Below are 24,238 nucleotides of genomic sequence, written 5' to 3'. Positions count from 1 at the left end.
TAGGGTCCACCTATTCTGAACAATCTAAAGGGGGAATCACCATGTATGAACATATTATTGTTCCAATCGACGGGTCGAAGCATGCCTTGCTCGCCTTGCAGCATACCATACAGCTCGCGCAGAACGAAGCATCCTGCTCGATCACGCTACTGCATATTAATCCGCACATCTCCATCAATGAAGTGGCAATCGGCGTGGATCTCATTGCCCTGCAAGAGGAGGAAGGCCGTCTAATTCTGGTAGATGCGGAGAAGTTGATTGTCGGGACAGGCATTTCACACAAATCAGAGTGTTACACTGGTGATCCCGCACAGCTTATTGTCAATAAAGCTAAAGAAGAGAATGCCGATCTTATCGTGATGGGCAGCCGCGGGCTGAGCTTGTTCTCCGAATTGTTCATCGGCAGCGTCAGTCATAAAGTTGTGCAGCATGCCCATTGTGCTGTGATGATTGTCAAATAAGAAAACAACACAAAAGAGACCTCCAAACTATGATTCGAATAGTTGGAGGTCTCTTTTACTAGCTATCCATCCATATTAGCTTTCAAGTTCCTTCTCTCGCTTAAGGATGTCTTTCATCGATGTCTTCAACGCAGCCTGTGGCCCCTCAAAGTGCTTGTTGTAATAGAGCAAATCCATCAGAATCAGCAGGATGAACATCCCAATCAGCGCATATCCTGCGTTCTGGTTCGGCGGGATGACCATCAAGACGCTGATGAATACAATCCACAGCAACGAAATTACATTAATTAGACGACCGTATTTGCCTAGGTTCCACGGTCCGAGATGTTTCGGCTGGAATTTACCTTTGGCTTGTGCGACTAAGCGCAGCAGCATTGGAATCCCATAAGCGACATAGAGACCTACGACGCTGATCGCCGTCATAAAGACAATCGTCCCAACGGTGTTATCTGGATTAATGAGCTTCAGAATATAGTCAATCGCAGCTAGAATGAAAGAGAGAATGACGGCAAGCCAGATCGCTTTTGCAGGTGTGCGGAATTTACGCGAGATCTCAGCCCACTGCTTGCTGAACGGCATGCCTTTGTCGCGGGAGAATGCATACATCATGCGAGAGAACGAGGTTATCGAAGATAGGCCGCAGAACCACATCGCGAGTGTCACGAGCCAGAGGAGAATGTTGCCGAACGTACCGCCAAGCGCTTCCGTGATGACATAGATGAATGCATTGCTCGCCCCCGCTGCCGCACTTGCATCTTGGATGGATAGCGTCACAAATACGAGCATAATAAATCCGAAGACGAAGGAATAGGCAACCGATGTGAATATCCCCCATGGCGCGCGAATCCGCGGATTGATCGTCTCTTCAATCGTATGCGCGGAAGCATCATAACCCGTGAACGTCCATTGCGCCTGTAGGAGTCCGATCAAGAATGCAAAGGCATAAGGCTTATCGGAGAACGTCTGTCCGACTTGAAAAATATAATCAAGCGGCTTCAGCCCCGAGTTCGTGAAGAAGGCAAGACTCACAACCAGTACAGCTACGATGATGATATGGTACCAAGCAGAAATGTCATTAAATTTCGCGACCAGCTTGATCCCCACATGGTTCAAGATCCCATGGCTGAGCAGGATGATCGCGAAGACGATCAGTATCGTCGTATCATTCGACGTATAGCCGAACACGGAAGCCAGCAATGGATCAGCGAATAAGGCAACCGAATAATCGATTCCTGCCACGATACCGATCTGTCCGATCAAGTTGATCCAAGCCGTATACCAACCCCACCGCTTATTTCCGAGCAGCGATGCCCAGTGATATAATGCGCCAGCCGTCGGAATCGCTGAAGCAAGCTCTGCCATCGAAGCAGCGACCAAGATGACGAAGAGCGCAACGAGCGGCCATCCAAACCCCATCATCCCCGGACCGCCATAGAGCAGTCCATGTCCATATAAGGAGACGGCTCCTGTGAGAATGGATATGACCGAGAATGAAATCGCAAAGTTCGAGAACCCGCCCATACTACGCAATAATTCTTGCGCATAACCGAATCGATTCAAATCTTTTTTGTCCTCTTGCCGTTGTTGTTCTGAGACTTGACTCATGGATTTCCCTCCTTTATCAGTTCCGCTTCATACCATTAACTTAAGAAGTTCTCGTGATTCTTCTCGTCATAATTCCGAATGTTGCGATTTGCGAGCAATACAATACCGAGAATGACAGCACAGGTTAAGATCACCAATAAAATCCCGAGAATCAAGTTCATCTTCTCACCTCCTCACATGTGGATTCGGATCGCTACATGATGAGTTTGATGCCGCTGGTCTGCTGCTCTAGCATCTTGTACAGCACGGTGCCCATATGGGCTCCCGCTTCAATCGGTGGGGTGCCGCCGCGATGAATATTCGAGATGACGGTACGATCGGATTCGACCGTTCCGGCATGAGGGCGATAACACATATAAGCGCTCATCGATTCAGAGGAGACGAGACCCGGACGCTCGCCAATGAGCAGAACGAGCACCTCGGGATGTAGAATTTCACCAATGTGGTCCATGCAGCCTACACGCCCGCCTCGGACGAAGAAAGGCGTTCCGCAGGATAAGCCATAGACCTCAAGCGCATTCATTAAGGAGGGGTATACGTCACGTATATTGCTCTCTATGGCATTTGCACTAAGGCCATCTGCCACGACAATTTGTACTTGCGGTCTGTGCACACATTTCTCTCTCATGAGGGCGACTCCCTCATCGTTGATCCGACGGCCTTTATCCGGTCTGCGCAGGAAGGTCTCCATGTCCCCATAATGCGTCTCGACGGTGAACAAATTCATCTCCTGCAGAAGGTCTGGCGATACTTCGCTGAACACCGCATCGATCGCAGCCGCATGTGCATTACGCAGTGCCAGCATGGTTGAAGTGAGTGGCCGAGTTCCCGTTCTCCAGACGCCTATGCGCGCCGGCGTGCTCGCGAGCAGCTCCTCCATTCCTTCTGCCCATCTAGGTTCGGGAATGTTATGAGGAAGCACTTCATCGATCGAATGGTCTGAAGGCAGCTCGCCACTGTGAGATTGAGCTAACATTTCATAAGAGGTTGCAGCTTCAGCAATCATATGCGGCTTGGATTCCCTATCCTCCACCTTCTTCTCCAGCGCCTTCATCACTTGATCGACTAGCCAATTGAGCGTGCTCGAATCGTTCATCCGAGTTCCTCCTCTCGATTAGACTCTTAAGCTCGTTACATGAACAACGTCGGATCACCGGCTAACGGAGTCAGTCGACCGTTCTGCATCAGCCCCATATCCTCCAGCCAGCGTTCGAAATCCGGCGCCGGGTGTTTCCCGAACAATTCGCGTACAGTCGCAATGTCATGGAAACTAGTCGATTGGTAATTCAGCATGCAGTCATCCGCCATCGCAACGCCAATCAAATAATTCACCCCAGCTGCAGCAAGCAGCACCGCGAGATTATCCATATCGTTCTGATCTGCCTTCATATGATTCGTATAGCAGACGTCTACCCCCATCGGGAGCAAATGCATTTTGCCCATGAAATGATCTTCCAGCCCCGCTCGAACGACCTGCTTGTTATCATAGAGATACTCTGGGCCAATAAATCCAACCACCGTGTTCACGAGAAAGGGCTTATACTTGCGCGCCAATCCGTAACATCTGGCCTCAAGCGTCACCTGATCTATGCCGTAATGCGCTTCAGCTGAGAGCTCTGATCCTTGCCCCGTCTCGAAATACCATAGATTGGGCCCTGCCGCAGTTCCGTCGCGATGAATTAGATCATCCGCTTCATCCAGCAGCTGCTCATGAATACCGAAGGCTTTATTACCCGCTTCCGTCCCTGCCAGGCTCTGGAATATCATATCCGCTGGCGCCCCCTGCTTGATCGCTCTCATCTGCGTCGTGACATGCGCGAGAACGCAGTTTTGCGTCGGGATACTCCACTTCTGCATGACTTCTTTGGTCATTTTCATCACTTCACGAACACTATCTGTCGTATCGATCACCGGGTTAATTCCAATTACAGCATCCCCGATCCCATAACTGAGTGCTTCATAGAGTGCTGCCTTAATACCCAGAATATCGTCCGTCGGATGATTGGGCTGCGCCCGGCCCGACAGCACGCCACGCTGCCCAATCGTGTAATTGCAATGCGTCAGCACTTCAATCTTCGATGCCGCCTGCATCAGATCTAGATTCGACATCAGCTTCGCTACTGCCGCAATCATCTCACTCGTTAAGCCGCGACTCATTCGGATGATCTCCGGCTGTGTCGTCTTTGGATGCAATAGATATTCGCGCAGCTCCGCAACCGACCAATTGCGAATTTCCGTATAGATCTTCTCGTTCACCTGCGACTCGATAATGCGAGAGACTTCATCCTCTTCTGGCGGAAGGAGGGGCTCATTGCGAATATCTGAGAGCAATGCATCTGCGAGCGCCGCCTTCGCTGCCATCCGTTCACTATTATCCGAAGCCGCAATCCCAGCGAGTTGATCCCCGGACTTCTCTTCATTGGCTTTGGCCATAATCTCCTTAAGGTTTGCGAATTGATAGGTTCTGCCAAGTAAATGGATGGTCATCTTCATTCGGGCCACCTCCTTTCTCTATTTGAATGAATATTTAGAAGGCTAATGTCTTCACCATGACGGGAATCGCTCTATCCTGTACAGGCAACCCAATATCGACATAGTCTCCATGCGTCACACGAATCTGATCAATACAGACCAATTTGGGATGGCCTTGTAACAGGAGACGCAGTCGATGCCCTAAAGCTTTCGCCATATCCTGCTCACAGACCAGCACGAGTGTCTCCACATGCGGGCAATGGGTGCGAAATTGCGCGGCTAACTGCTCCGCGAGCTTGTCAAACGCCTTATAAGAAAGATGCTGGAGCGCTGGAAGTGCAATCCCCATCTCTTGACTTCGCTGTTCTCCTGAAGCGATGGAGTCTGATGGTCCACCATACCACTTGGCTGCTTGTTCAAAAAACGTACCAAACGTAGCCATCCATTGTTCGTAAGTCCTTGTTCGATCCAATGGTGGAAGCTGAATGATCGGTACGTTACGAAGCGGTAAAATATCATCCTCAACGTAGACCGTAGATCCGCTTACTTCGGTACTCTGCATCCCGGCCCCGAGCACCGTCGCTCGAACCGTCTGAGAGGGCACAGCGGTGATAATCCCCATTTGATCACAACTTTCTCGCAGTGCGCTCGCGAGCAGTGGACCCATGTCGCCGTGTACCGTAACTTCATGTAAGCTTCGCGGAGATGCCTCTTTCGCATAGAACCATTGGCCGATTCCCCCGGATACCATAAGGCGTGTATAGATCGGAGGTGCTTTATGGCGGCTTTTCTCACGACCGATTCGAAGAAGCTCTGCAGCAGGATCCCCCCCGTTCGGTAGTCCTTGAGCTCCGGATAATCCGGATAGAAGACTTCGGCTCAATGCCGCAGTGATGGCGCGAAGATCATCGTATGTGCATCGCTCCCCTGCACGGAGCTGGAACGCGTTCATGCGCAACCAGGGTTCGAGTGCCGACGCAACATATTGGACACGTCCATCCGGTTCAAGGCGGATCAGACGCCCGCCAACATGGTAGGTTACGGTGTGAATGACGTTGCCGCGATAGCAATAAGCAGCATTCGCCGTCCCGCCGCCGATGTCTACATTGACGATGATGTCCTTGCTCTCCCTGGAGTAAGCTTCAGCCCCCGAACCCTTCGCTGCGAGCACGGCTTCTAAGTCGCTCCCCGCTGTCGCAACTACGAAGGCGCCGGAGTCTTCCGCAATCTGCTGCAAGAAGGGGGCTGCATTGGATTTCCCAGCACTCTCCCCTGTAAAAATAACCGCCCCCGACATCACATCCTGCGGCGATATATTCGCCACGAGATATTGTTCACGCACCCACTCGCCAATCGCTAGCTCATCGATTTGATCCTGGATCAATGGGGTCGTAATTACCGGGCTCTCGTACTGTATAAGGCGTTCAACAATCGCATACCGCGGGAGTGCAAAAGTGCTGGACATGCGGGCAATCCGCAACCTGCTGACGATCATCTTGGTTGTACTTGTTCCGACGTCGATCCCCACGCTGGTAAGCCATTCTTCCCGACGCCCCGGTCTCATAGGACGCTCTTTCCCGTTGTGCCATGGCCCCCATACCCTTCCGGGACATCATTCAACGGTTCTTGTACGATCTGCATCGCCAGTCCGACCATCGATATCCGTTCTCTCATACTCTGCTCTCGCAGCCAAGAATAGGCGTGCTCCTCCATGAGACCATGCTCCGTCATTAATCTGCCTTTCGCACGTTCAATCCACTTCCGATCCTCTAGAGACTGTCTAAGCGTTTGCAGCTCCTGCTTCACTCGCAAGAATTGTGCCCGCTGCCCGCAAGCAACTTCAACCGCTGGGATGAGTCGCTCCTCTGTCACAGGCTTCACGAGATAAGCCGTAACGCCCGCTTCCTTCGCTTGTTCAACATAAGTCATATCGCTATAAGCGGTTAACAGTATGACAGCAGGAGAGCCTTGCGGCCAGCGATCACTCATCTTATGAATTCGTCTTGCCGCTTGAATTCCGCTCTGTAAGGGCATTTTGACATCCATAAGAATCAATCCCGGTTGTAAACGATGCGCCATTTCTATCGCTTCTTCCCCATTCCGCGCTTCCCCTACGACCTCGTATCCGTACTCCGCGAGCATTTCTCGCAAATCCATTCGAATGAGCGCATCATCGTCGACAATCAAGGTCGTTTTTATTGTCGCTGCAACATGATTCATTCCGACTCCCTCCCCCCATTCGATAGCGGAAATTGCAGCTCTGCGACCGCCCCGTGCTCGGTACCCTCGAAGCGAAAAGTCCCGTTCAACTGCCCTTGAGCTAGTGTCCGTACCATATTTAAGCCAAAATGGGACCCGCCCCTCGCTGAGACACTTGTCTCTCTATTTGGCATATGAATACCCGCGCCATTATCGATAAGTGCCATCGTGACCATATCAGCCGACTGATGAAGGGTTATCGTAATGATCGGTTCCTGGTTCATGGCGTCTCCAAAGCCGTGCTTGATACTATTCTGAATCAGCTCCGTCACGATGAGTGCTAGAGTGGTAGCTTGTTCAGGCTCGATCCATAAGGTCAGCATTGCTGGAAGATCACAGCGTATGTTCTGATCTGGATCCGTAAGCGAATGAATCACCATCGGGCAGAGACGATGGATAACTTCGTACAGATTAATCTGATCCAGCCCTTTATACGCCAAAATATCATGGATCAACGCGATGCTGTTCATCCGTTGAATCATATCCCGGTACGTCTGCTTCACTTCCTCATGCTGCGTACGCCTCACCTGCAGCCGAAGGAGTCCCGCGACGGTCTGGAGATTATTTTTGACCCGATGATGCATTTCTTGGATAAAAGCAGACTTGAGTACAAGCTCTTTCTCTCGTTCCTTCAGCTCCGACAAATCACGGATGAGCAGCAGACCGCCGACTGGATGGCCCTCCTCATAGAGCAGCATGGACTTGACCTCCAGTGCGTACGTTCCGCTCACTACTTCATGGGTCAGCATTTGATTCTGGAGCACATTCCGTTCCTTCGGCAATAACGATGTGAGCCATCGTCTGACTTCGAGCTCTTCCGTCATTCCGAGTCTCATCAGCCATGCTTCCGCGCTCCGATTCGAATAGGTTACGTGCCGCTCTGCATCGAACAGAATCATTCCTTCATGCATCAAGCCTGTGGTCCGATCCTCCTGTAATGCCAGATGCAGCAAGGTTTTACCGAGCTGTTCCGTCTTCTCCTTCAGGAAAGCGACGTTCATCTCCTGCTGTACCTCGTGCGTAATATCACGCTCCAGAATCAACACGCCAATCGGTTGGCCCTGTTGATTCTGAATCGGAACGACGTTCTGCTGCATTTCCTTCTGCTCCTGTGAAATCGCTCGTGACCCTGTCACAGGCTTGCCAGAGAGCAAGCAATACATGACGGCAGGTTCATGCTGGGCGTACGCGAATTGTCCGATGACGGAGCCAAGGTATAGACTTGATGCCGTCGTCGGCTTCGCCTCAGCCACGACAATTGCGGACTCTCTATCTCGCGATAGACAGTCAATGAATAGGTCCGCTTGAGACAAATCTGCCATCATGGGAAGCTGAGCTGCCAGCGTTCCGAGGATTTGGATATCCTCTGGCCGTAGTTCCGTATGCTCAAGACAGAGCTTCTGAAGATGCGTCTGTGATGACATCCGACAGATTCCCCTTTCTACAATGACTAGCGCCAAGAATGAGATGGATTAGGTAAGAAGGAAGGTCAAGCGCCCACGCAAGGCATCAATATTATGCTTCGTGATGGAAGACGTCTGCCATAATTCCCCTTCCGGCAGTGCGATGCGAATGAGCGATTCCGCACGAATCAGATCCGCTTCGGGGTGGTCCATCTTCGTAATGACGCCCATCGCTGGAATCGGGAACCCACCTGCAAATCCTGGTGGCAGCGCGATATGTCTAGCCGTCGCGTCCTGCACGATGAGGAGCAGACCCGCTTCGAATGAGGTCGCCATCAAGGATCGGTAGTACATTGGATTTTCGGTGTATTCGCCAGGGGTATCGATGATCCAATCCCGAAATTCCAGACTCTGCGTCTTGCGCGCCGGTAGCTCATCTTCGAATAACGCTTGGAGCAGGGTCGATTTGCCAGCGCCGACGGATCCGATCAACATGACACGTTTTTTGGGTTTCACCATATCAGGACCTCGTCAATAACGCGGGGGTATATAACAACTTGCCGGAGAGAAAAGAATTGATCGCTTCCATTGCCATTTCCACGGCAGCCACTTCGCCTGTGATCACCAGCGATCCTGTGAACCGATCCAAATACCCCAGTGCGACATCGGCAGCCTTCGTCGCAATGTCCGCAGCAATAATCGACGTCTCCGTCGGCGTCAGCGTGAGGATACCGATCGCACCGGCATCATGGAGCCCCAGCTTCGTATAGAGGATAGGATCGGGGTTCGCGATTACATGCGCGAGGGTCACCTGTTTGCCAGGTACATATTCCTGCACGACTCGCTGCTTCTGTTCACTCATTCGTCTCCCCTCCCTCTCCTGTACTTTCGTGGAACATGATGACTTCATCCGACAGTTCGTAGGCATCGACAATGCCGACGACAATGGCATCAATCGGTACGCTTCGATTATCGAATAGCATCCGCGCCGGGTTCCCACGCGATACGATCACATTCTCCCCAATACCCGCACCGATCCGATCAGCCGCGATCACGGTACTGCCTTGCGCTTGCCCTTTGAAACTCATCGGTTGAACGATCATTAGCTTCAGATTCTCCATTCCGCTCTCCTTATGCGTCGCCCAGACACTGCCGAGCACTTTACCGAGGAACATCGTTCTTCACCTCATCTACGAATCGAAGTTCAGCTCTATGCTCCCGAAGGACATCTCGGGCAAGCGGCGAGATCAGTGTCCCTCTTGCAACGGATAACACATGACACTTACGATGGCTAAGCAGCCGAGCCGCCTCCGAAGCCGTTAGCAGTCTTCCTTCGAACACAGCACTGCCCGATTTATGCTCCAGCGGTGAATCAACGGTCTGCTCCGGTAGCAGCGCAGCGATGATCCGCTCAGCTAATTGATTGAAATCCGCCAGCTGAACGCCAATCTCTTGCAGCTCCCGCAGCTTTGTACGATAACGTTTGTCGTAACCAGGCGGCAATGCAGTGACTTGCAGAGTACGGCGGTTCGCCCGTGAAATCCCGCTCCCATCCGAAGGGATGAAGACGGGTTTGCTTATGAGCAGTGCCGCATACACAAGCTCGGACAAGACGGTCCCCTTCAAGCCGTGCACGATGCGAGAAGCCTGGTCCAGATCAAGCTCCGGAACGACAATGGCCGCATAACGCTGTGGCAGCTCAAGAGGCGCTGGTGCAAATTCGTCCATAGCGATGCATTTGCCCGCCCCTGTACACTCAATGCACTGTGTTCCAATCCAACCGGAAGCCTCACCATCGAGCAGGAGCAAATCATGTGCTACGCCTGCTTGCTTCAGCGTCACGAAATGATCCAGATAGAGGTCAGCAGCACGTGAATCATTCAGAATATACAAGACCTGCGGAGACGGCTTATCGGCTTTAGGCATGGATCGCAGCAATTCGCGAACCAGCTGCTCCACCGTTTGTGTCAGATCCAACGGAATCGCCTTCTTCCCCTTCAAGGTGTAATAACTTCAACGTGATTTCCCGTATGCAGCCCTGCCGCATTGGCTTCATCCATGTCTATATGGAAATCAAGCACATATCGCTCATGCACACGTACCACCACAGATGGGAAAATAAGCGGTCTCCCCTGCGTATGCAGCGTTCGCAGCATAAGGGTATCCCCAGACTTCACTCGAAGAACAGCAGCATCGGAGGGGGACATATGAACATGGCATTTGGCGACGATCACCCCATGATCCAGATGCACTTGCCCTGCGGGGCCAATGAGCGTGACTCCGGGTGTATTCGCCGTATCGCCAGATAATCGGAGCGGCGCCTGCAATCCAAGCTGAAACCCGTCTGTACGCGATATTTCCACTTGTGTCTCTTCCCGGGTAGGTCCGAGCACGCGAACACCTCGAATTTCACTTCTCGCTGTGCGTAAAGTAACCTTCTCCATCGCCGCATATTGACCTGGCTGAGATAGAGGACGATCAGGTGTCAACGACACGCCCGTGCCAAAGAGCTGTTCCATGTGCAGCTTCGACAAATGAACATGACGGTTCGATACCCCAACCGGGATCAACGGAAATGCTACGGTCGATCGTGATGCGTCCATCTCACTCGTGAACCTGACCTTAATCCCTCTCGATTTCAGAAAATCTGCGGCTGCCGGCGTCAGCTTCCCATTCGGCTCTAATGTAAACGGATTCGGAATTCCCGATGGGAGCATCGCCCTTAAGCTCGATTCAGTCACAATCCCCATAACCGATCAGACTACCCTTCTAATTTAGGCAAAATATGCTCAATATCCGAATGTGGACGCGGAATGACATGAACCGAGATTAACTCGCCAATTTTCTCCGCTGCTGCTGCGCCCGAATCGGTTGCTGCTTTTACTGCGCCAACATCGCCGCGAACCATTACAGTCACGAGTCCACCACCGACATGAACTTTCCCGATCAGCTTCACATTCGCTGCCTTGACCATGGCATCCGCGGCTTCCACCGCTCCGACTAACCCTTTTGTCTCAATCATGCCTAATGCCGACATTTCTCCAGCCATTTAATACGCCTCCTTCGCGATTTTACAATTCGGACGAGCCAATTACCCCATTCTATGAACGCTCTACTTCGGCTAGCACTCTTTTTACAATTTCCATCACATCTTCCCGGCTTATGCTGATTGCTGGCTTCGTATCATGATCAGTGGCGACTGTCACAGGCTGTACGGGTTCTCGCTCAGGAATGTCTTGCATGTGAAAAGCAACCCGCTTCACGTTCATCAAATGCTGCGGACCAATATTGTCGGACGTAATATTATTGCCATACGAGCCGCAGCCGAGCGTTAAGGAGGGAAAGATCCCCGTACTCATGCCGATGCCGCCGAAGGTAGTTCCCGAATTGACGACGATTCGCGAGGCCGGCTTCTCCAGACCGAACGCTTCGATCACTTGAAAATCTGTCGCATGAATCCCCAGTGTATGACCTAATCCGCCCAGCTCGAGCAGCTTTTTGCATAACGTACAGCCTTCCGTTTCATCCTGCACCGTATAGAGCGCAAGAATCGGACACAGCTTCTCGATTGAAAAAGGGGCATGCTTGCCGATTTCCTCTTCCTCCGCGATGAATACGGTCGTGTGAGCCGGAATTGTGATGCCAGCGAGTGCAGCAATCGCTTCGGGAGATTTGCCGACAATCTGCGAATTCAGGCCGCCGTTTCGGAGGATGAGTCCTTCGATCGCTCGTTTCTCCGCATGAGATAGCGTATACGCCCCACGACGGATGAACGCATCGATAATCGCTGATTTAACAACCTGATCAACGACTAACGCCTGCTCCGAAGCACATATGGTGCCGTAATCGAACGTCTTACTGCGAATGATGCGTGATGCGGCTTGCTCCACATCCGCACTGCGATGAATGTAGACCGGGACGTTGCCCGGACCGACGCCGTATGCAGGTTTGCCAGAGCTGTAAGCGGCCTTTACCATTGCGGTGCCGCCCGTGGCGAGGATCAGATCCGTATCCCGGTGCGTCATGAGTTCTTTGCTTGCTTCTAGTGTTGGAAGTGTGAGACATTGAATACTGTGCGGCGGTGCGCCTGCCCGTTCTGCCGCCACTTGCATCCGAGACGCTGCTTCGAAGGAACATTGCTTCGCCCCTGGATGTGGACTGAATACGATGCTGTTACGTGCTTTGAGTGCGATCATCGCCTTGAACATGACGGTTGAGGTCGGATTCGTAGACGGCACGATGCCGGCAATAACACCAACAGGCTGGGCAATTTCCCATACTTTGCGTTCCTCATCCCGGTGAATGATCCCAACAGTCTTCATCGATTCGATCGAGGGGTAGATCGAATCGGCCACGAACAAGTTTTTCGCAGCTTTATCCGGCACATTACCGAAGCCTGTCTCTTGAACGGCAAGCTCGGCCAATGCTGAAGCAGACCGCCGGACTTCGCCTGCCATCTCCGCAATCACGGCGTCGATCTGCACTTGGCTCATCGCCTCCAGCTGCGCTTGCGCAGCCTTCGCACGCTGTAAGGCATCACGTACTTCTTGTATGGATTGTAAATCAATATCGAATCCCATAGGGTCTCCTCCTTACTCCGGATTCGGATAGATCCGATCTCGCACCTGCAGATCCGGTCTTGCAATGACATGCGCACTTAACAGCTTGCCGACTTGTCTTGCCGCTTCCTGCCCTGCATCAACCGCTGCTCGAACGGAAGCCACATCCCCGACCAAATAGATCGTGACGATTCCAGCATCCGCCTTCTCCAGCGTAACGACACGTACATCTGCGGCTTTGGCGGCCGCATCCGATGCAGCGATCAAGGCGGGAATTCCCCACGTCTCGATCATGCCTAACGCCTCATGTTTACCGCTCATACGCTACCTCCTCTACCCTCATCGCATGTACTGTGGGCTACGTGCAACGTCGTGTACCGCAGCACGGAACGCCTCCGCTGCAGCTGTACAAGCCGATTGACTGCCTGTTAAAAGTCCGCCTGCAAAGTTCGTCTCTGTCGGTGGACCGTAGAAGGTCTGCAGCTTCACATCTGCCGCCTTCAAGGCCGCATCCAATCCGATCATCGCTTCGAGCGGAGGGGCGATCAAGTAGGCGAGTGGCTCACCTTCGCGGATACCCGCAATGCGTGATAAGTACCTACCTGTTCGAGAGACGACATGCGCATAATAGGCATGTGTCGCCTCGGCATTAAGCGCGTAGAAGCATGCGCCAGTTTCCATGACATCAATTGCGGCAGAGAGGCCGCTCTGCACCTCATCCGGACTCGTTCCACCGATCATCCCGATAAATTCACCCGATAGCGGCCCTGATGCATGGCCTGATCCGGCATAGAATGACTTTGCATAGACGACGTCCACATCCGCACGCTTCGTCGCTTCATCGATTGCCGTATAACCGACGTCATCGATCGTAGATGTAATCAATCCCAAGCTGCGGACTGTAGGGGGTAGCTCCAGCTGTGCTGCCAATCCTGCATCCACATTCGGGATTACGCGAACGGCGAGCGGTACGGCTCGAATGGGCTTATCCATCACAAGCATTCAACTCCGATCCTGCATTCTGACGATAACGTGGGGACACCGAAATCGTAAGACAAAAAAACGCCATGCTCCATACAATCCACTCGGAAGACTCCGAAGTCGCATGAATCAAGGCGCCATTGCCTTATCGTTATCGCTATGTACTTGTATTATCAGCTTATGATGGACAAAGCTGATTATGCCCTGATGTTGCAGCAATTACTGCAATTCATTCACAGAGGGGTTCGAGTTATATGCAGGCAACACAAAAACGCCTCTCATCCCTAAGGATAAGAGGCGTTCATTACTTAAAATCGAATTATCGTTTACCCGGATCGTATGGTTCCCCGAGCGCACTAGGTCCGCTGGAGCGTCCAACGGCGAACAGGAGAATGAGAAGTGTCATCAAGTACGGCAGCATGTAGAATACTTCCGTCGGAATGCTTTTCGCCCAATCATAGATTTGTGCCTGATCCTTCAGTGCTTGCGCAAAACCGAAGAATAACGAAGCGCCAAATGCGCCAACTGGATTCCATTTACCGAAGATAACAGCTGCTAACGCGATAAACCCTTGACCCGAAATTGTACTTTGTGCGAAGCTGCTTCCTGCTGTCAAGGCAATCGTCGCACCGCCAAGCGCAGCGATCGATCCGCCGACAAGCACAGCATACGTACGGATACGATTTACTTTGACACCCGCTGTATCAGCTGCTCCCGGATGCTCCCCTACAGCACGCATACGAAGACCAAGCGGTGTCTTATACATAACGAACCAAACCACGGCCACGAGAATCAGAGCAATATACGTTGTTGGATAAGCCGTGAAGATCGCGTTACCCAGGAACGGAATGCTGCTCAGACCTGGAATCGCCCATTTATGGAATACATGATCGATAATCGGTGTCTCTGCTGCACCATCGAATAACAATTTAACCATGAAGAAGGTCGAGCTCGCGGCCAGTAAGTTAACGACAATCCCGCTAATAACCTGATTCGCCTTGAACTTAATCGAAGCAAGTGCATGAATGCCTGAGAAGATTAAGGTAACGACCATCGCACAGATCAAGCCGATCCATGGTGAAGCCCCACCCATTCCTGCTGTCTCCGCATAATGTGTAGCGACGGCTGCCGAGAAAGCACCGGATACCATGAAGCCCTCAAGCCCCAAGTTGATAACCCCCGTACGCTCTCCAATTACCCCGCCGAGTGAAGCAAAGATTAATGCTGTGGCGAACACGAACGTCCCGTTGATTAGATTGCTTAGAATATCCATGTCCTACCCCTCCTCCCGCTTCGGTTTGCGTCTGAACATCTTCAAGAACATCCGGATTGCGGCCGGAGCTGCAGCGAAGAATATAATAATACTAATAACCATCCGAATAACTTCTGGCGGAACATCCGCACCGAAGCTCATCCCTTGCGCACCATAGTAGAGCGCTCCGAACAATGTACCCGATAAGAGTACGCCTACCGAAGTGTTCATACCCAGCAATGCAACGGCGATACCATCGAACCCGATACCTGATGTATTCGGTGCAATCGCCATGTATTTGAACACGCCTAGAATTTCAAAAGTACCGATCAATCCGCCAATCGCACCTGAGATGAAGAATGTACGGATTGCAATGCTCGATACGTTCATCCCCGCATATTCAGCCGCATGCTTATTGTAACCAACCGCACGCAATTCATAGCCCCATTTTGTACGGTTCAAATAATAGTAGTACCCGATTAACATGAAGATGACGATGAAGAATCCCCAGTGAATCCGTGCGCCGCCGAATAGATCGGACAACCAAGCAATTTGAATACTTGCCGAATCATGAATCGGCTGCGAACGAGAAGTTCCCATCTCCGCCATGAATGTCTTAATTACGATATGGCTAATGTATAAGGCAATCCAGTTCAACATGATACAGGAGATAACCTCGTTTAAGCCGCGTTTAACTTTGAAAATCGCAACAAGTGAGCCCCAGATTCCGCCGAACAATGCGCCGACAAGAATCGCTACAATCCCGTGAAGGATTGGCGGCAAATCTAACATATTACCGACCATCAAGGCACCGAGTGAACCCATCACAATCTGTCCCTCGACCCCAATGTTGAACATGCCGCCGCGGAAAGCTACGGCAACAGCAAGACCTGATAAGATTAGAGGAACGATTTGACGAAGCGTCTCACCGATGTCGTACGGACTTCCGAAAATTTTCTCAATCAAGGATTGATAAGCGAGAATAGGGTTGTAGCCGCCGGCTAACATGACAATCGCGCCAATCAAAATCCCGATAATAATCGATAAGACCGGAATCCAAATCGAATCGGAACGAAGGAGTTTGCGTACATTATTCAATTGGAATCCCCTCCTTGTCGTCTGCCTGCCATCATCAGTCCGAGCTCTTGATCATTGGTTTGATCAGGGTACGTTTCCCCTACAATTTGACCATTGAACAAGACAATAATGCGGTCTGCTACATTCATAATCTCTTCAAGCTCGAACGATATGAGCAATACGCCCTTCCCGTTGTTGCGCTCTGCAATTAACTCTTTGTGCACGAACTCGATTGCACCTACATCCAATCCCCGCGTTGGTTGTGCCGCGATCAGTACCTTCGGACGACGGTCAATTTCACGTGCAATAATCAGCTTCTGTTGGTTCCCCCCGGACATCGCCCGAACCGGTACATCATACCCTGGAATCCGAATATCGAAAGATTTCACGTATTTCTCAGCAAGCGTTTGCGCTGCTTTGCTATCCATCAATCCGCCTTTGTTCATCTCAGGCTTATTATAAATTTGGAGAATCGAGTTCTCCGGCACGGTAAAGTCCAGTACGAGACCATGCTTGTGTCTGTCCTGCGGAATATGCGACATTCCAGACTGTCCGACTGTACGCGGTGATTTATTCAAAATATTGACGCCATCAAGCTCAATCGCGCCTGTATCCGAACGACGCATACCCGTCAATGCCTCAATGAGTTCCGCTTGACCGTTGCCGTCTACCCCTGCAATCCCGACGATCTCACCTGCGCGCACTTGGAAGGATAGACCGTTAACCGCCATTTGTCCATTGTCGCCGCGAACCTTCAGATCTTTGACCGAGAGAATCGCTTGCTGTGGTTGCGCTTTCTCTTTATCCGTCTTGAATCGAACTTCCCGACCAACCATCTTCTCAGCTAGCTCTTGCGGACTTGATTCTTTCACGAGAACCGAATCGATGACGCGGCCACGACGGATGATCGTACATGTATCCGCTACTTCCATAATCTCTTTCAATTTATGCGTAATAATGATAATCGATTTGCCTTCACTTGCAAGGCGTCTCATAATCGCGAGCAGCTCGGTAATTTCTTGCGGCGTGAGAACGGCTGTTGGTTCATCTAGAATGACAATATCCGCACCGCGATAAAGCGTCTTCAAAATTTCAACCCGTTGCTGCATCCCTACTGAAATATTCTCAATCTTTGCGGATGGATCTACATTGAGTCCATACTGCTCCGATAATTGTCGTATTTTTGCGGAAGCGCTCTTCATATCTGTTGCTAAGCCAGCTTTTGGCTCCATACCAAGAATAATATTCTCCGTTACTGTGAACGGTTGTACCAATTTAAAATGCTGATGGACCATCCCGATCCCCAGCTCAATCGCCTTATTCGGCGTATCCATCTGTACCTCTTGACCTCTTACCCAAATTGAACCTTCTGTTGGCTGATATAGCCCAAATACAATGTTCATCAGTGTTGACTTGCCCGCACCATTCTCGCCGAGCAATGCGTGAATCTCACCCTGTTTAAGCGCAAAGCTTATATCCTCATTCGCAACTACTTCACCAAAACGCTTCGTTATTCCCTTAAGCTCCAACACCGTTTCAGCCTGCGCCATTAGACGTTCTCCTTCCTGCTACCTACTGCCAGAAATCATGAATCTTAGAGACCATCCTCTGCACGATTGCAAAGGATGGCCTTCTCGTTCACAACAAAAATCGTTTATTTCTCAGGAATCTTAATTTCACCGTTAATGATTTTTGTTTTGTACTCTTCAACTTTCTTCAATACATCTGCTGGAACATTCTTGCTCGATGTATCAGCAATGCCTACACCGTCTTCTTTTAGACCCATTTGAGTAACTTTACCGCCTGGGAATTTACCTTCAGCAAGTTGTTTGGAGATTTCATATACCGCAACGTCAACTTTCTTGATCATCGAAGTCAATGTAACTTCGTCACCGAAAGTTAAGGATTGGTCTTTATCTACACCAATAACCCATACTTTTTCACCTTTAGCAACACGCTCTTTTGCTTCGTTAAATACGCCGTTACCTGTCAAACCGGATGCATGGAAAATAATGTCCACGCCGTCGTTGTACATGGTAGCTGCTGCCGATTTACCCATGTCAGCACGTGTAAATTGACCCGTGTAGTTCTCGATGTATTTCGCATCTGGGTTTACAGCCTTGATCCCTTCACGGAAACCAGCGGAGAAACGTTGGATTGGAGGAATTTCCATCCCGCCGACAAAGCCGATTTTGTTCGTCTTCGTCATAAGTCCTGCGATAACCCCTACCAAGTAAGATCCCTCTTGCTCTTTGAACGAAACAGCCGCTACGTTAGGCACTTCGATCGAGGAATCGATAATTCCAAGCTTCGCGTTCGGATTTTCCTTTGCGATTCTTGTTACAGCATCATCGAGTGTAAAAGCTGTTGCCCAAGTTAGGTCATAACCGCCTTTTACGAATTGGTTCAAGCTTGGATCTACGTCGGAATCTTGTTTAGGCTCCAAGTATTTTACATCATAGCCGAAGTCAGCTTTCAACTTCTGAAGACCTTCCCAAGCGTTCTGGTTAAAGGACTTGTCATTCACACTACCAAGGTCAGTAACCATACCGACTTTCAATTTCTTGCCGCCAGGAGCTTCACCCGTAGCTGCGCCGCCTTCTTCCGTCTTCTTCGCACCACAAGCTGTTAATGCCATAGACACCATCAAGACGAATACGAGCATAAGATTGATTCGTTTTTTCATGTAGATCGACCCTCCAAGACATATTTTTTATATATTTCATTGACAGCAGGGACATTTGGCTAGAACAGTACTTCAAGGATGTTGAATTTTCGCCGCCCCGCCGTCATAATGAACAAGTAGAACAATATATCGGATGACTATAAGAAGCTTTTACCGTGTGTATCGAAGGATACTTGGAAATTCGCTGCAATCGTCGCTGCCAAGTCGGCAAAAGTCGAACGAACGCCAATCGTCGTTGTCTTCCCTTGGAACTTCGGACTATATGCAAGTACCGGCACGTATTCACGTGTGTGATCGGTTCCCGGATGAATCGGGTCATTCCCGTGATCTGCTGTTATGATTAACAGGTCATCTTCACCCATGGTAGAGAGGATCTCAGGTACATAGCGATCGAACTCTTCAAGACATGCAGCATAACCTTCTGGATCCCGGCGATGTCCGTATAAGGAATCGAAATCAACCAGATTCGTAAACAACATGCCATGGAAATCTTTCTTCATATATTCAATTGTTTTAAGAATACCATCCTCATTGCTCTTCGTGGAAGTGTACTCCGTAATGCCTTCGCCTGTGAATATATCATTTATTTTACCTACAGCAATGACATCAAGTCCATGATCCTTCAATGCATTAAGAACAGTTGGTCCAGACGGGCTAAGTGCATAGTCATGACGATTCGGTGTGCGGGTAAAGTTGCCCGGTGTTCCTACATAAGGTCTAGCAATGATACGTCCCACTGCGTAAGGAGCAGTTAACGTCATTTCTCGAGCAATTTCGCAAGCACGATACAATTCATCGAGCGGAATAATGTCTTCGTGTGCAGCCAATTGGAATACGCTGTCAGCTGAAGTATAGACAATCCACGCGCCTGTGCGCATTTGCTCTTCGCCGTATTCGACTAGGATTTCCGTCCCGGACGCCGGTTTATTCCCGATGACTTTACGGCCTGTACGTTTCTCGAACTCTTCAATCAATTCAGCAGGGAATCCATTCGGGTATACATCAAATGGTATTGTAACATTTAAGCCCATAAGCTCCCAATGGCCTGTCATTGTATCTTTGCCGACCGATGTCTCTGCCATTTTACCATACATCGCAAGAGGCTCTCCAGCTGGTGGGATTGCAGCGATCGGAGCGATATTCCCTAACCCTAGCTTCTGAAGGTTCGGTAATTGAATAGTCGGCACACGCTCAGCGATATGCCCTAAGGTATGGGATCCTACATCCCCGAATTGATTAGCATCCGGTAATTCGCCGATGCCAACGCTGTCTAATACGATCGTCGTAATTCGTTTGAAAGTCATAAGTCACCACTCCTGTTGTTATATTTGCCTATATTTCATGGAAAAATGTTCGGCTCTTGCAATAAAAAAGTTGAATCCCATGAAACCACCCGAAAGTGAGGTCTACCCATGATAACCGATTTGAGACAAATCACCATTTTTCAAGACTTGCCCGATGAGGGCGTGGAACGCATCATGCCGATGCTCAAGAAACGTCAATTCCGGAAAAACCAAGTCATCATCTACGAACAAGATCAGAATGGCGATGTGTTCATTATTCGTTCAGGGTCGATCAAAGTGTATAGTTTATTAGAAGATAAGGAAATCATATATGGGGTCGCCTTCCCCGGCCACGTCGTCGGCGAGATTGAAGCTATCTATTATGACGATTACCGCATTGCCTCGATCGCGGCGATGGAAACCGTTCATACGTGGTTTATTACTAAGCAAGATTTTCTCAAAATCGTGGATGAATATCCAAGCGTGCTCCGCCGGGCTTATTGGTTGCTCGTGGAGAGTGTTCGAATTCTGAATCGTAAAGCGCAATATATCTCTTTCCTAGATACACGTCTGAAGGCTGCCAACCTCATCTACGACCTGTATTGCAACCTTGGAATGGAAACGGACACTGAATCCGCTTACATTATTGACTACAAACTCACACATCATGTGATTGCCAATATGATTGGCGTAACGCGGGAGTCCATCTCCAAAGTGTTGAAGGATTTCCAAGATGAGGGCATCATCTCGATTGAACGAAAGACGATTACGATTACGGATCTCGCCAAGCTTCGCAGCATTTGTGATTCCGTAGGTCACGTCCCGCCGAAGCATCGCATCTGGTATGCGTAGCCTCGTGACAATTCGATTATAGGTCTAATGGTCAAGAAGTTCAGTTAACCTCTGCACGGTTTTTTTGTAATCTAGTTCACATAAAAGGAATGGTACGGGTTACGGAAATATTGAATGAGGTATGTTACTGTAGTGAAGTAAAACGTTTTCAAAACAAATGGCTTGAAATTCACGAAGGAGGCTTTTATTACGATGAGTGTACATTTAGCAGCAAAACCAGGTGACATTGCACCCGTAGCTCTAATGCCAGGAGATCCGCTTCGCGCGAAATATATTGCAGAGACGTTCCTAGAAAATGCGAAATGCTATAGCGAAGTGCGCGGCATGTTAGGATACACAGGTACGTATAAAGGAAAACCCATTACTGTTCAAGGTTCCGGGATGGGTGTTCCATCGTTCGCGATCTACTCGACAGAATTGATCCAAGATTACGGCGTGAAAACAATTATCCGTATCGGAACTTGCGGCGCGATCCAAGAGGATGTGAAGATCCGTGACGTACTCATCGCACAAGCGGTATGTACAGATTCTTCGATCAACCACACGCGTTTCCCTGGGTACTCGTTCGCACCGATCGCTGATTTCGATCTCATCAAAACAGCTTACGAAATCGGACAACAAAAGAACTTGAACCTTCGCGTAGGTAACATCCTGTCTTCCGATGTGTTCTACACAGAAGATAACAATAGAGAAACGATGATGAAGCTTGGCCAATACGGCGTATTAGCAGTTGAAATGGAGACTGCGGCGCTCTACACATTGGCAGCGAAACATAAGATCAAAGGTCTTGGCATGTTCACGGTAAGTGACCACTTGATCACGCATGAAGCAACTTCTGCGGAAGAGCGTCAAACGACGTTCAACGACATGATCGTGGTAGCGCTTGAGACAGCTATTCTTCAAGGTTAATACACAAGAATAAAAACCTCCCCCAGCCTGCTTATCGGAAGCAGCGCTGGAGGAGGTTTTTTGGTGGTTTCATGTATTTCTAGTTCAATTATTTGTTCATCTGTTTAAGCAAGTTGATGATGATCGTTATGGCTTCGCCCACCCTGAAATCTAATCGGCGTCTAGGCACGTTAAGGCTTCGGTCTCGCTATGGGATGCAAGTCCCATAGCCCGTACGATGATCGCCGCGAGTTCTTCACGCGTCATGCGCTCGTTCGCACGGAACGTTTTGTCGTAGTAACCGGTCAATAGTTCTTGTTGTACGGCCGCATTGACACCTACTCATTTTCATTCGATTCCATTTATCGTGCAACGGACTAATCATAATTTGTATGACCGAGAAACGTAACAAATATCTTTCTCGTTTCTTTTTTGGACCAACATCGCCCGCCCGTCCACATATGTATTCTAATCTTAAAACTCTGCCAAATAACACTTTTCGTGTATCTTTTGGACCACAATTTTCACAGTCGAGAGAACGGCGCGAAAAAATAGTAGCCATTATTTTAGAGTATATAAATACCATAATAATACTATATTTAAGTTTTTACATTTATTACGAAACCGTCAAAATAATATATCTATAGAGTTATGGAAAAAGTGAACCCATTGTTCAGCGGATCGGATCACGTTCTTCCGTATTCCGTACTATCGACCATTCAACCCCATATTTAAGCTAAGGAACAGGTTAGGATTTAGATAATTTATATTGCAACAATTGATATTCATCGCTTATTGCATACAAATATCCGTCACCGGCATAGTAGTAATTCAATAATTTTTGATCAAATGGATAATTATAAATCAACTCAAGAGTGCTAGGATCAATAATACTTCTACCATTTTCAGAGTAAACAAGAATTTTATTATCCGGAGTATTCAAGATCTCATGCATTGGATCGTCTAATTTGATATTTTTCTTCTTAATAAGTCCTTTTGAATTAAACAGGCTCATTTCTCCATTTTCGTACACAACATAGGAATCGCCAATTGATTGTACCGACGCATTTCCAGCAATGGTACGGCCCCATAAAGTTTTACCTTGCGAGTTCAAGGATATCAACCTGTTCCCTGATTTTGGAATATTCATCCGTATTAGAATGTCTCCATTATTTATCACCCATGAACCTTCATCAATGGAAGTCACAGCTCCATCCGGCAGTGGATATGTAAATAGACGGTTTAGTTTTGGTCCAAAAACTTCTAGCTTAGCGCTTCCCTGCTTTGCTATTTGCGAAATCAGATACTGTCCTCCTACAACAGCATACATATCGCTTACCGATTGTTCCGATATTTTTTTCCCGTTTGCGTTGAAGGCATACACCTTGAATTTACCACTGGAGTCTCGTGTGAAGCGATTAACTAGCAACAGCGTGCCGTCATTCATTGCGTAAACGTCCTGTACTTCTGGCACAGCGATTGTCCAGTTGCTCTTGCCCGACGAATTTACGGAGTGTAGCTTTGTGCCTAACGCATCGCTAACGAGAGCATATACTGATCCACCTTTGCTATAAGCAAATTTGGATGTATTCATAGGAAAAGGGGTACCCTTTTTATAAAATTGATATGACCATTTTTCTTTGCCAGTCGTCTTATCAGCAGCTGTTACTACACCTACATCCCAAACTTTAGTTGCTGAGTTTACAAGTGTGTAAGATTGCAAATATACTGTATTTGAATTAGGAACGTGATATGGCGCTTCTGTAAACCCATCTAATTTCTTCAAGGCGATTTTCCATTCTGGATCCTTGGGTAGTGAATCTGTTGTCGTACTGCCGACTGCTGATACCATCCCACTAAACAAAAGCACCCCTGCAATAATTCCACTTACTATCCGATATCCAAACTTCATGATGCTTCCCCCAATTTGTCTTTACTTGGTTACATTTACCTAATTGTACAACAAATCTTCGGTACGTTCCTCTATTTTCCTTATGCCTATATCGAAGTAATCTCCCACTTTCATAATTTCCGCATGTAAAAAAGCCACCGGATCTCCGGAGGCCTTGTTTTCTAATATTATCCCTCAAGCGCATCGAGCGGGATCAAATACAGCTCCATCGCTTCGTCCTCGACAAGTGCTAGATTCTCGTTGTCGTAGCTATGAAGCAAAGTAATCTCGCTACCTGCAGGAAGCTCTCTGATTTCTCGATGAAGTGTGACAGCCTTCTCGACTTGCCCCTCTGGGTAATAATTCGAAATTTGCAATAGCTTCGATTGCAGTTCGTCCAGGTGATAAGTCATTTCCGTATAGATGTTTCTCATTTCCTCGCTAGCAGCTTGGGCGGCAAGCTCGTTATATCCATTCGCGAGTGTTTCCATTTCCTTCGCAACAGCAAAGGTGTTCTTGATGTTCATGTGGTTATCTCCTTTATCCTTACGATCGATCATTACTATATT

26 protein-coding genes and 1 pseudogene are annotated in these 24,238 nt (G+C 49.2%); 3 read left to right on the top strand and 24 right to left on the bottom strand.

Annotation, left to right across the window (positions count from 1 at the left end):
* Positions 1 to 41: 41 nt before the first annotated feature.
* On the top strand, positions 42 to 461 hold the full coding sequence (locus C558_RS0114285) for a universal stress protein (protein ID WP_018756964.1): 420 nt from the start codon (positions 42 to 44) through the stop codon (positions 459 to 461).
* 75 nt (positions 462 to 536) lie between these two features.
* Here the strand turns inward: C558_RS0114285 and C558_RS0114280 are convergent, their stop codons facing one another.
* The 21 genes from C558_RS0114280 to deoB form a co-directional block, all read right to left on the bottom strand.
* Complete coding sequence (locus C558_RS0114280; RefSeq protein WP_018756963.1) at positions 537 to 2,066, bottom strand: amino acid permease; 1,530 nt, start codon at positions 2,064 to 2,066, stop codon at positions 537 to 539.
* 35 nt (positions 2,067 to 2,101) lie between these two features.
* The gene (locus tag C558_RS34960; protein WP_018756962.1) at positions 2,102 to 2,227 is read right to left on the bottom strand and encodes a hypothetical protein; all 126 of its coding nucleotides are present in this window, start codon (positions 2,225 to 2,227) and stop codon (positions 2,102 to 2,104) included.
* 32 nt (positions 2,228 to 2,259) lie between these two features.
* The gene (gene eutC / locus C558_RS31045) at positions 2,260 to 3,162 is read right to left on the bottom strand and encodes an ethanolamine ammonia-lyase subunit EutC (RefSeq protein WP_018756961.1); all 903 of its coding nucleotides are present in this window, start codon (positions 3,160 to 3,162) and stop codon (positions 2,260 to 2,262) included.
* Positions 3,163 to 3,197: 35 nt separating this feature from the next.
* The gene (locus C558_RS0114265; RefSeq protein ID WP_018756960.1) at positions 3,198 to 4,559 is read right to left on the bottom strand and encodes an ethanolamine ammonia-lyase subunit EutB; all 1,362 of its coding nucleotides are present in this window, start codon (positions 4,557 to 4,559) and stop codon (positions 3,198 to 3,200) included.
* A 34-nt stretch (positions 4,560 to 4,593) separates the two neighbouring features.
* Positions 4,594 to 6,102, bottom strand: coding sequence for an ethanolamine ammonia-lyase reactivating factor EutA (locus C558_RS0114260; RefSeq protein WP_018756959.1), 1,509 nt, complete (start codon positions 6,100 to 6,102; stop codon positions 4,594 to 4,596).
* Positions 6,099 to 6,758 carry an ANTAR domain-containing response regulator gene (locus tag C558_RS0114255; protein WP_018756958.1) on the bottom strand — a complete coding sequence of 220 codons (660 nt, stop codon included), beginning with the start codon at positions 6,756 to 6,758 and terminating at the stop codon, positions 6,099 to 6,101. The genes C558_RS0114260 and C558_RS0114255 overlap by 4 nt, the downstream gene beginning before the upstream one ends.
* Positions 6,755 to 8,221, bottom strand: coding sequence for a sensor histidine kinase (locus C558_RS0114250; protein WP_018756957.1), 1,467 nt, complete (start codon positions 8,219 to 8,221; stop codon positions 6,755 to 6,757). Before C558_RS0114250 ends, C558_RS0114255 begins: the two co-directional genes overlap by 4 nt.
* Positions 8,222 to 8,269: 48 nt before the next feature.
* Positions 8,270 to 8,719, bottom strand: a complete 450-nt coding sequence (locus tag C558_RS0114245) for a EutP/PduV family microcompartment system protein (RefSeq protein WP_018756956.1) — start codon at positions 8,717 to 8,719, stop codon at positions 8,270 to 8,272.
* 1 nt (position 8,720) lies between these two features.
* Complete coding sequence (gene eutS / locus C558_RS0114240; protein ID WP_018756955.1) at positions 8,721 to 9,062, bottom strand: ethanolamine utilization microcompartment protein EutS; 342 nt, start codon at positions 9,060 to 9,062, stop codon at positions 8,721 to 8,723.
* The gene (locus C558_RS0114235; RefSeq protein WP_018756954.1) at positions 9,055 to 9,375 is read right to left on the bottom strand and encodes a EutN/CcmL family microcompartment protein; all 321 of its coding nucleotides are present in this window, start codon (positions 9,373 to 9,375) and stop codon (positions 9,055 to 9,057) included. The genes eutS and C558_RS0114235 overlap by 8 nt, the downstream gene beginning before the upstream one ends.
* Positions 9,362 to 10,177, bottom strand: a complete 816-nt coding sequence (locus tag C558_RS0114230; protein ID WP_026263917.1) for a hypothetical protein — start codon at positions 10,175 to 10,177, stop codon at positions 9,362 to 9,364. The genes C558_RS0114235 and C558_RS0114230 overlap by 14 nt, the downstream gene beginning before the upstream one ends.
* A 20-nt stretch (positions 10,178 to 10,197) precedes the next feature.
* Positions 10,198 to 10,950 carry a phosphate propanoyltransferase gene (gene pduL, locus C558_RS0114225; RefSeq protein ID WP_018756952.1) on the bottom strand — a complete coding sequence of 251 codons (753 nt, stop codon included), beginning with the start codon at positions 10,948 to 10,950 and terminating at the stop codon, positions 10,198 to 10,200.
* Between the two features lie 11 nt (positions 10,951 to 10,961).
* A complete protein-coding gene (gene eutM / locus C558_RS0114220; RefSeq protein ID WP_018756951.1) occupies positions 10,962 to 11,249 on the bottom strand; it encodes an ethanolamine utilization microcompartment protein EutM in 288 nt (95 codons plus the stop codon).
* A 52-nt stretch (positions 11,250 to 11,301) separates the two neighbouring features.
* Complete coding sequence (locus C558_RS31040) at positions 11,302 to 12,780, bottom strand: aldehyde dehydrogenase family protein (protein WP_018756950.1); 1,479 nt, start codon at positions 12,778 to 12,780, stop codon at positions 11,302 to 11,304.
* A gap of 12 nt (positions 12,781 to 12,792) precedes the next feature.
* The gene (locus C558_RS0114210) at positions 12,793 to 13,080 is read right to left on the bottom strand and encodes a BMC domain-containing protein (RefSeq protein WP_018756949.1); all 288 of its coding nucleotides are present in this window, start codon (positions 13,078 to 13,080) and stop codon (positions 12,793 to 12,795) included.
* A gap of 18 nt (positions 13,081 to 13,098) precedes the next feature.
* Positions 13,099 to 13,752: an ethanolamine utilization microcompartment protein EutL gene (gene eutL / locus C558_RS0114205; RefSeq protein WP_026263916.1), complete on the bottom strand. Its 654-nt coding sequence runs from the start codon at positions 13,750 to 13,752 to the stop codon at positions 13,099 to 13,101.
* Positions 13,753 to 14,059: 307 nt separating this feature from the next.
* Positions 14,060 to 15,013 carry an ABC transporter permease gene (locus C558_RS0114200; RefSeq protein WP_018756947.1) on the bottom strand — a complete coding sequence of 318 codons (954 nt, stop codon included), beginning with the start codon at positions 15,011 to 15,013 and terminating at the stop codon, positions 14,060 to 14,062.
* A 3-nt stretch (positions 15,014 to 15,016) separates the two neighbouring features.
* Positions 15,017 to 16,090: an ABC transporter permease gene (locus C558_RS0114195; protein ID WP_018756946.1), complete on the bottom strand. Its 1,074-nt coding sequence runs from the start codon at positions 16,088 to 16,090 to the stop codon at positions 15,017 to 15,019.
* Positions 16,087 to 17,619 (bottom strand): ABC transporter ATP-binding protein, encoded by a 1,533-nt coding sequence (locus C558_RS0114190; protein WP_018756945.1) that lies wholly within the window; start codon positions 17,617 to 17,619, stop codon positions 16,087 to 16,089. Before C558_RS0114190 ends, C558_RS0114195 begins: the two co-directional genes overlap by 4 nt.
* A gap of 104 nt (positions 17,620 to 17,723) precedes the next feature.
* On the bottom strand, positions 17,724 to 18,755 hold the full coding sequence (locus C558_RS0114185) for a BMP family lipoprotein (protein ID WP_018756944.1): 1,032 nt from the start codon (positions 18,753 to 18,755) through the stop codon (positions 17,724 to 17,726).
* Positions 18,756 to 18,892: 137 nt separating this feature from the next.
* Entirely contained in the window at positions 18,893 to 20,059 is a 1,167-nt protein-coding gene (gene deoB, locus C558_RS0114180) for a phosphopentomutase (protein WP_018756943.1), read from the bottom strand.
* 108 nt (positions 20,060 to 20,167) lie between these two features.
* On the opposite strand from deoB, the gene C558_RS0114175 reads away from it, so the two are divergent.
* Positions 20,168 to 20,890 (top strand): Crp/Fnr family transcriptional regulator, encoded by a 723-nt coding sequence (locus C558_RS0114175; RefSeq protein WP_018756942.1) that lies wholly within the window; start codon positions 20,168 to 20,170, stop codon positions 20,888 to 20,890.
* A 192-nt stretch (positions 20,891 to 21,082) separates the two neighbouring features.
* Positions 21,083 to 21,799: a purine-nucleoside phosphorylase gene (gene deoD / locus C558_RS0114170; protein WP_018756941.1), complete on the top strand. Its 717-nt coding sequence runs from the start codon at positions 21,083 to 21,085 to the stop codon at positions 21,797 to 21,799.
* A 150-nt stretch (positions 21,800 to 21,949) separates the two neighbouring features.
* Here the strand turns inward: deoD and C558_RS33180 are convergent.
* The 3 genes and pseudogenes from C558_RS33180 to C558_RS0114160 all read right to left on the bottom strand — a co-directional run.
* A pseudogene (locus tag C558_RS33180) lies at positions 21,950 to 22,102 on the bottom strand (hypothetical protein); the annotation flags it as partial.
* Between the two features lie 424 nt (positions 22,103 to 22,526).
* Complete coding sequence (locus C558_RS0114165; RefSeq protein ID WP_018756940.1) at positions 22,527 to 23,690, bottom strand: outer membrane protein assembly factor BamB family protein; 1,164 nt, start codon at positions 23,688 to 23,690, stop codon at positions 22,527 to 22,529.
* A gap of 167 nt (positions 23,691 to 23,857) precedes the next feature.
* Positions 23,858 to 24,196, bottom strand: a complete 339-nt coding sequence (locus C558_RS0114160; protein ID WP_018756939.1) for a hypothetical protein — start codon at positions 24,194 to 24,196, stop codon at positions 23,858 to 23,860.
* Positions 24,197 to 24,238: the final 42 nt, after the last annotated feature.

Source organism: Paenibacillus terrigena DSM 21567, assembly GCF_000374845.1.
GTDB lineage: Bacteria > Bacillota > Bacilli > Paenibacillales > Paenibacillaceae > Paenibacillus_K > Paenibacillus_K terrigena.
The sequence above is the reverse complement of the archived record's forward strand: the minus strand, read 5'-3'. Positions and strand labels throughout refer to the sequence as shown.